Here is a 6711-nt window from a genome sequence, read left to right on the forward strand (position 1 = left end):
CCTTAGCCTTTGCCTTTGGTACGTGTCAGGTTGGGGCCACTGTTCTTTTCCAGATACTGGATGATCATGCCCGCAATGTCCTGGTTGGTCGTTTGCTCGATGCCTTCCAGGCCCGGTGAAGAGTTCACCTCCATGACCAGCGGACCATGATTGGAGCGAAGAATATCGACACCGGCCACATTCAGCCCCAGCACCTTGGCGGCTCTAATGGCGGCCATACGCTCTTCAGGCGTAATTTTCACCAGGCTTGCCGTGCCGCCGCGATGCAGGTTGGAGCGAAACTCACCGGGCTTGGCCTGACGTTTCATGGCGGCAATCACCTTGTCACCCACCACAAAGCAGCGAATATCCGCACCGCCTGCCTCGCGGATATACTCCTGCACCATGATGTTCTGCTTGAGTCCCATGAATGCTTCCAGTACCGACTCGGCAGCCTTTTCGGTTTCACACAGCACCACGCCGATTCCCTGAGTACCCTCCAGCAGCTTGATGACCAGCGGAGCACCGCCAACCATGCGGATAAGGTCCGGTACATCATCTGGAGAGTGCGCAAAGCCTGTCACCGGCAGGCCAACACCCTTGCGTGACATCAACTGTAGGGAGCGCAGCTTGTCTCGGGCTCGGCTGATGGCGACGGACTCATTGAGCGGAAAGACGCCCATCATTTCGAACTGCCGCAGCACTGCGCAGCCATAAAACGTTACCGATGCCCCAATTCGCGGAATCACGGCATCGAAGTCTTCGAGCGGCTTGCCTCTATAGTGAATCTGCGGTTTGTGGCTTGCGATATTCATATACGCGCGCAACGTATCGATCACGACCATCTGATGACCACGTTGCTCCCCGGCTTCCACCAGGCGACGAGTGGAATACAGGCGAGGATTACGCGACAGCACAGCGATTTTCATGCAGCACCCGGAGCGGGAGAGAGGGATAGGATGGGTTTGTCTTGCGCATAGCTGACGGCCGGATTCACGATCAGGCCACCCTCGACCAAGGCTTTCGAGCCTAGAAGCATGCGGTAACGCATGCTCTTGCGGCAGGCCAGGGTAAATTCCACTGGCCAGGATCGATTACCCAGAGCGAGATTGGTTCGAATCACATAGCGGTTCTGAGCATGGCCATTGGAGCTTCGTATGGTCTTCTTGGCTACCAACGGGGCTTCGCAATGCCGGTGCCGGGACTGCACCAGTGTGCCCAGATGGACCGTAAAACGCACCCAGCGTTCACCGTTACGCTCAAAAGGAACAACTTCCGTTGCATGCAGGGCTGAAGTGCTCGCACCTGTGTCGATCTTGGCCCTCAGGCCGATTACGCCCAGGTCCGGCAGGGCGACCCATTCACGTAGGCCGATAATGGCCAGCTCGTCGAGTGTGTCCAAGCGTAATCCTTGAAGTCGGGATCAGTGTCCCCATATCTGCTTATCGATGGAGGCCAGCGCATTGAACGCAGGCTTGGCAAACCAGTAACCCTGCATCAACGTGATACCAATGTCACGCAGGCAATCACGCTCGGCAGCGGTTTCAATACCTTCGGCAATGATCTGGATGTTCAACTCCGTACACATGGAGACGACGGCTCGAACAATGGCCTGCCGGACTCGATCATGATCGATATTGCGAATCAAGGCCATATCCAGCTTGATCAGATCCGGTTGAAAAGCGGCTAGCAGGTTCAAGTCTGAATGTCCGGCACCAAAGTCGTCAATCGCCGTCATGAAGCCGAACTGGCGATATTCCTTCAGGATATGCGTTAGATGCTGGCTATCACCAATATGCTCGCTTTCAACTGTTTCAAAAATAAGATTGCTCAACGGAAAGTCATGCCGTTTGGCCGCCTCCAGTGTGCTGCGAATGCACAGCTCCGGTCGATAGACGGCATTTGGAAGAAAGTTGATGGAAAGTTTTTCCTTCATTCCAAGCTTTGCTGCGCCTGAAATCGCCTTGGTGCGGCATAACTGATCGAAACGATAGCGGTTATGCGCATCCACCCGCTCAAGCACTGAAAGCGCACCCTGGCCTTCCGGGCCACGGACCAGCGCCTCGTGAGCAAAGATACTGCGAGTGGTTACGTCAACAATAGGCTGATAGGCAAAGGCGAAATCGAACCCAAGGGGTTCACTCTGGTGGCAGCCCTGGCAGCGCATAGGGTTGGTTAATTCTTCAGGAAAGAAGGTCTTCATGATCGTACCGTTAGAATGCCCGTAACCAGCCCTGGTCTAATGGCAAAAATTGATAAGTATTCGGAGCGTTTTCGTTAATGACGTCTATTCAAGATATAGATGAAAAAGTCCGCCTGGATAAGTGGCTGTGGGCTGCACGGTTCTTCAAGACACGAGCACTGGCCAAGGCTGCTATAGAAGGAGGCAAGGTTCAATGTCGGGGTGAGCGGTGTAAGCCCAGCAAAGAGCCCAAGGTCGGTGATGAGCTGACGATTCGTCAGGGGTTCGATGAGAAGACCGTCATAGTCCTCTCCCTGTCTCAACAGCGTCGCGGAGCACCCGAGGCCCAGTTACTGTATCGGGAGACAGAGGAAAGTCTTGAGCGTCGCGAGCGGGCTACGGCCATGCGCAAGGCAGGAGCGCTTGGGTTGGCAACGGATGGAAGGCCAACCAAGAAACAGCGCCGTCAGATTCATCGATTCCGGGGCGACGCTGATTCTCGGGCCAATGACTAGATGAGCAGTCAGTAGTGCTTGACCAGGCTCATCTGCCGGATAACAGGAATATGAGCTGCTACACGAAACAGCGGCGCAGTTAAACGAAGGAACATGCGGCTACCGGCATTGGCCAGCGGCGTATAAAACCCCCAGGCCATTGCCAGTAGTGCAACGGCAATACCGCCCATATAGTCATCCGAAGCCCAGTGAGCACCGGCGACCAGGCGCGGCATCATGAAAAGCATTACCAGTAGCCAAGTGACGATAAGTTGTAATGGGTTGCGCGTAAAAGCCGTTAGAAAGAGGCCCCAGAGCAGAAGAACCGAAGCATGATCCCCCGGAAAGCTGGCGCCGGAGCGATCTTTGAGCTCCCAGGCCTTTTCCCAGGACTGGAAGTAATCGCTCATGTGAATGGCATACGTCAGCATGTCGGATGGACTGGCATGCTGCAGGCCGGCGGCTTCGATAGCCTTGGTGAACAGGTTGCGGATCAGCAGCAAGGCTAGCAGTACCGTAAGCAAGCCGAAGAAGGCGCTACGGACCTGCTCTGGTTTGAACACCCAATTCCCACGTATCGTAAGTGTGAGAAGAATGATGCCCACAACGATGTCGAATGGCCTCAGGCTGGCAACGGCCCAGACGTGTAGCCAGACCGTATTGCTTTCCAGCGGTGCGTTCAGCGCACGGAAGAGATGCGCATCCAGATCCAGAAGAGTGGTGCGTACGGAAGGGATAAGCCAGAGAATAATCAACAGCAGCGCCACGAGGTGGCTGATTAGAAATGCTCGCCATTGCCACTTGGCTTGGAAGAGTGTGGCATTGTCCATAGAATGAAATGAATCCATATGAATAAACAGAAAGCGTGACCGCACGGGAGTGTTGTCACGCTTTTGTCATTTTCCCTGTTCAAGCGTACTTTTGTCATGACCCCATTCGATTACACACAGCGTTTCCTGTTTGAAGACACCGACGTTCGCGGCGAACTTGCATTGCTTGAAAGAAGCTATGTAGAGGTGCTTGCCAAACACCCCTATCCAGAACCCGTCGCGCAGCTGTTGGGTGAAATGCTTGCAGCAGCTGCCTTGCTGTGCGGCACGCTCAAGTTCGACGGTCTGCTGGTATTGCAGGCACGCTCCAGCGGTGCGATTCCTCTATTGATGGTGGAGTGCTCGAGCGCCCGAGAGGTGCGCGGTATCGCCCGCTACAATGCCGACGACATCGCTCCTGATGCCACGCTGAAAGATCTAATGCCCGAAGGTATTCTTGCCATTACGGTCGATCCGACCAACGGTCAGCGTTATCAAGGGATCGTTCCTCTCGAAGGCCAGACGCTCGCTGAATGCCTTTCAGGCTACTTCGCCACGTCCGAGCAGCTGCCTACCCGCTTCTGGCTCAATGCCGATGGACGGCGCGCTCGTGGGCTCCTGCTCCAACAGCTGCCAGCGGACAAACACAAGGACAAAGAGTCGCGCGACGCCAGCTGGGAGCACCTTACAACCCTCGGCAATACGCTGACTGCAGAAGAGCTGTTGGGGTTACCCAACGAAACGGTACTTCATCGTCTCTATCATGAAGAAACCGTCAGAGTCTTTGATCCTCAAATCGTCGAATTCCATTGTGGCTGTTCTAGGGAACGTTCTGCCAATGCGCTTGTCTCTGTGGGCCAGGAAGATGTCGAACTGCTATTGCAGGAGCAGGGTGGTCAGATAGAAATCGACTGCCAGTTCTGCAATCAGCGATACCTGTTCGACGCTGCCGATGTCGCGCAGATTTTTGCAGGCGGTGGAAGCCAAACACCGCAAGAAACCCGTCACTAAGCATTGCATTCAGGAATAGGCTTTCTGGCATAATCGCGCGACTTCGTTTTTTATGTAGCCAAACTCGGGTTAAGCTACAAAACGCAAAAGGACCGGCCGAGGGCCGACGGGGAACTACATGACGCAAGCCAACGTTTATACCGATATTAGCGCCGCGCAGCTGGTAGAAGAGGCGCTTCGGCGCGGCGAGGGTGAGTTAGCCGCCAATGGCTCTCTTGTAGTCAAGACTGGACATCGCACCGGCCGCTCGCCAGCCGACCGCTTCATTGTTGAAGAGTCGTCTACCCGTGATGCCATCGATTGGGGTTCTATCAACCGTCCTTTTCCAGCGGAAAAGTTCGATGCGCTATGGGATCGCGTTTCAACCTATGTAGGTGAGCGGGATCACTTCGTTTCGCATGTGCATGTAGGCTCCGATCCAGAGCACTACCTTGCAGTCAAGATGACTACGGAAACCGCCTGGCACAACCTGTTTGGCCGTTGCCTGTTCATCAACCCGGAAAGTTACAACCCTCAGTCCCGCCAGGAGTGGGAAATCCTTAACGCCCCTTGGTTTGTCTGCGAGCCGGAGCGTGATGGAACCAATTCCGATGGCACCGTCATCATTAACTTTGCTGCTCGCAAGGTATTAATCGCGGGCATGCGTTATGCCGGTGAAATGAAGAAGGCCATGTTCTCGGTGCAAAACTTCCTGCTGCCTGAGCATGATGTACTTCCTATGCACTGTGCGGCCAACATGGGCGAAGAGGGCGACGTTACGCTGTTCTTTGGCCTGTCGGGAACAGGTAAGACGACGCTATCTGCCGATGAAAGCCGTTACCTGATCGGTGACGACGAGCATGGCTGGGGTGTCGGCACCGTCTTTAATATAGAGGGCGGCTGCTATGCTAAGTGTATCGACCTGTCCGAAAAGAATGAGCCTGTCATCTGGAAAGCCATTCAGTTCGGCGCTGTGCTGGAAAACGTGGTGCTTGATCCACAGTCGCGCCAGCCAGATTATTCGGACGATAGTCTGACCCAGAACAGCCGGGCGGCCTATCCTCGTGAGTTGATCGAAAAGCGTGCGGAACTGAACCGCGGTGGCGAGCCTAATGCAGTAATCTTTCTCACCTGCGATCTGACGGGTGTGCTGCCTCCTGTATCTATCCTTAATAACGAGCAGGCGGCTTATCATTTCCTTTCGGGTTACACTGCGCTGGTGGGTTCTACTGAAATGGGATCGGGGGCTGGCATCAAATCCACTTTCTCTACCTGTTTCGGTGCACCCTTCTTCCCGCGTCCGGCGGCCGAGTACGCTGAGCTTCTCATCAAGCGTATCAATGGGTTCGGCTCCAAAGTTTACCTGGTGAACACTGGGTGGACCGGGGGCGGTTACGGTGTAGGCAAGCGCTTCAATATCCCAACGACACGAGCAGTGATTGCTGCTATTCAAAGTGGGGCGCTGGTCGATGTTGAGACCGAGCATTTGCCCATTATCAACCTTGATGTTCCCAAGGTCGTAGCTGGTGTCGATACTGCATTGCTCAACCCGCGTAACACTTGGGAGGATAAAAATGCCTATGATGAATCGGCCAAGGCGCTGGCAGGCAAGTTCATCGAGAACTTCAAAAAGTTCAGTGGCGTCTCCGAAGCGATCAAGGCAGCTGGTCCACAGTTATAATCGTTAGGCTGAAAACAAAGGGTCGCTTAAGCGACCCTTTGTTTTTTAAGAAAAAATTTAAGAAAAACGCATTTAATGATTGCATGTGAAAAATTAAATGCATAAAATGCGCCCGCCTTGAACATGTAAGTCCATTGGTTGGCGGTCAAGGCAACGTAAGTTGAGGAAAAGTAAGAAAATCCTTGACACGACGGCAGCAAGCAAATAGAATGCTGCCTCCTTTGGAGGGATTCCCGAGCGGCCAAAGGGATCAGACTGTAAATCTGACGTCTACGACTTCGAAGGTTCGAATCCTTCTCCCTCCACCAAATTGCAAGAGCTACAGGCTCTGCGGGTATAGTTCAGTGGTAGAACCTCAGCCTTCCAAGCTGATGATGCGGGTTCGATTCCCGCTACCCGCTCCAGTTTGTTGTAGTTTGCTCATGTAGCTCAGTTGGTAGAGCACACCCTTGGTAAGGGTGAGGTCAGCGGTTCAAATCCGCTCATGAGCTCCATTATTAAGGGCAGATATGAGAATATCTGCCTTTATTTTATGGTGGCGTTACTTGCTCAATTCTTGATGGGAGAGAGTGTCGA

7 protein-coding genes and 3 tRNA genes are annotated in these 6711 nt (G+C 53.9%); 6 read left to right on the top strand and 4 right to left on the bottom strand.

The features are described 5' to 3' along the window. Window positions 1-2: 2 nt before the first annotated feature. From rimK to rimA, 3 genes are read right to left on the bottom strand one after another with little or no spacing between them, the layout of a single operon-like run. Window positions 3-908: a 30S ribosomal protein S6--L-glutamate ligase gene (gene rimK / locus PLU01S_RS02375; RefSeq protein ID WP_010796730.1), complete on the bottom strand. Its 906-nt coding sequence runs from the start codon at window positions 906-908 to the stop codon at window positions 3-5. Beyond that, on the bottom strand, window positions 905-1381 hold the full coding sequence (gene rimB, locus PLU01S_RS02380) for a retropepsin-like aspartic endopeptidase RimB (RefSeq protein ID WP_010796731.1): 477 nt from the start codon (window positions 1379-1381) through the stop codon (window positions 905-907). The genes rimK and rimB overlap by 4 nt, the downstream gene beginning before the upstream one ends. Before the next feature lie 21 nt (window positions 1382-1402). Next, window positions 1403-2182 carry a S6 modification regulatory phosphodiesterase RimA gene (gene rimA / locus PLU01S_RS02385; protein ID WP_074821643.1) on the bottom strand — a complete coding sequence of 260 codons (780 nt, stop codon included), beginning with the start codon at window positions 2180-2182 and terminating at the stop codon, window positions 1403-1405. 77 nt (window positions 2183-2259) lie between these two features. On the opposite strand from rimA, the gene PLU01S_RS02390 reads away from it, so the two are divergent. Further along, the gene (locus tag PLU01S_RS02390; RefSeq protein ID WP_010796733.1) at window positions 2260-2676 is read left to right on the top strand and encodes an RNA-binding S4 domain-containing protein; all 417 of its coding nucleotides are present in this window, start codon (window positions 2260-2262) and stop codon (window positions 2674-2676) included. An 8-nt stretch (window positions 2677-2684) separates the two neighbouring features. Here PLU01S_RS02390 and PLU01S_RS02395 read toward each other — a convergent pair whose 3' ends face one another. Further along, entirely contained in the window at window positions 2685-3485 is an 801-nt protein-coding gene (locus PLU01S_RS02395; protein WP_074821646.1) for a phosphatase PAP2 family protein, read from the bottom strand. A 96-nt stretch (window positions 3486-3581) separates the two neighbouring features. Here PLU01S_RS02395 and hslO point away from each other — a divergent pair, with 96 nt between their 5' ends. The 5 genes from hslO (at window position 3582) to PLU01S_RS02420 (ending at window position 6629) form a co-directional block, all read left to right on the top strand. Beyond that, window positions 3582-4475, top strand: a complete 894-nt coding sequence (gene hslO / locus PLU01S_RS02400; RefSeq protein ID WP_074821755.1) for an Hsp33 family molecular chaperone HslO — start codon at window positions 3582-3584, stop codon at window positions 4473-4475. A gap of 118 nt (window positions 4476-4593) precedes the next feature. Then, window positions 4594-6135 carry a phosphoenolpyruvate carboxykinase gene (locus tag PLU01S_RS02405; RefSeq protein WP_074821650.1) on the top strand — a complete coding sequence of 514 codons (1542 nt, stop codon included), beginning with the start codon at window positions 4594-4596 and terminating at the stop codon, window positions 6133-6135. Between the two features lie 223 nt (window positions 6136-6358). Continuing rightward, a tRNA-Tyr gene (locus PLU01S_RS02410) sits at window positions 6359-6443 on the top strand. A gap of 22 nt (window positions 6444-6465) precedes the next feature. Then, window positions 6466-6539, top strand: a tRNA-Gly gene (locus tag PLU01S_RS02415). Between the two features lie 14 nt (window positions 6540-6553). Next, window positions 6554-6629, top strand: a tRNA-Thr gene (locus PLU01S_RS02420). The last annotated feature ends 82 nt before the right edge of the window (window positions 6630-6711 follow it).

Origin of the sequence: Pseudomonas luteola NBRC 103146 (assembly GCF_002091675.1) — a bacterium.
Lineage (GTDB): Bacteria > Pseudomonadota > Gammaproteobacteria > Pseudomonadales > Pseudomonadaceae > Chryseomonas > Chryseomonas luteola.

Coding starts and splice junctions, on each gene's coding strand:
- PLU01S_RS02405 (WP_074821650.1), top strand. CDS start 4,594: ATGACGCAAGCCAACGTTTATACCGATATTAGCGCCGCGCAGCTGGTA.
- PLU01S_RS02390 (WP_010796733.1), top strand. CDS start 2,260: ATGACGTCTATTCAAGATATAGATGAAAAAGTCCGCCTGGATAAGTGG.
- rimA (WP_074821643.1), bottom strand. CDS start 2,182: ATGAAGACCTTCTTTCCTGAAGAATTAACCAACCCTATGCGCTGCCAG.
- hslO (WP_074821755.1), top strand. CDS start 3,582: ATGACCCCATTCGATTACACACAGCGTTTCCTGTTTGAAGACACCGAC.
- PLU01S_RS02395 (WP_074821646.1), bottom strand. CDS start 3,485: ATGGACAATGCCACACTCTTCCAAGCCAAGTGGCAATGGCGAGCATTT.
- rimK (WP_010796730.1), bottom strand. CDS start 908: ATGAAAATCGCTGTGCTGTCGCGTAATCCTCGCCTGTATTCCACTCGT.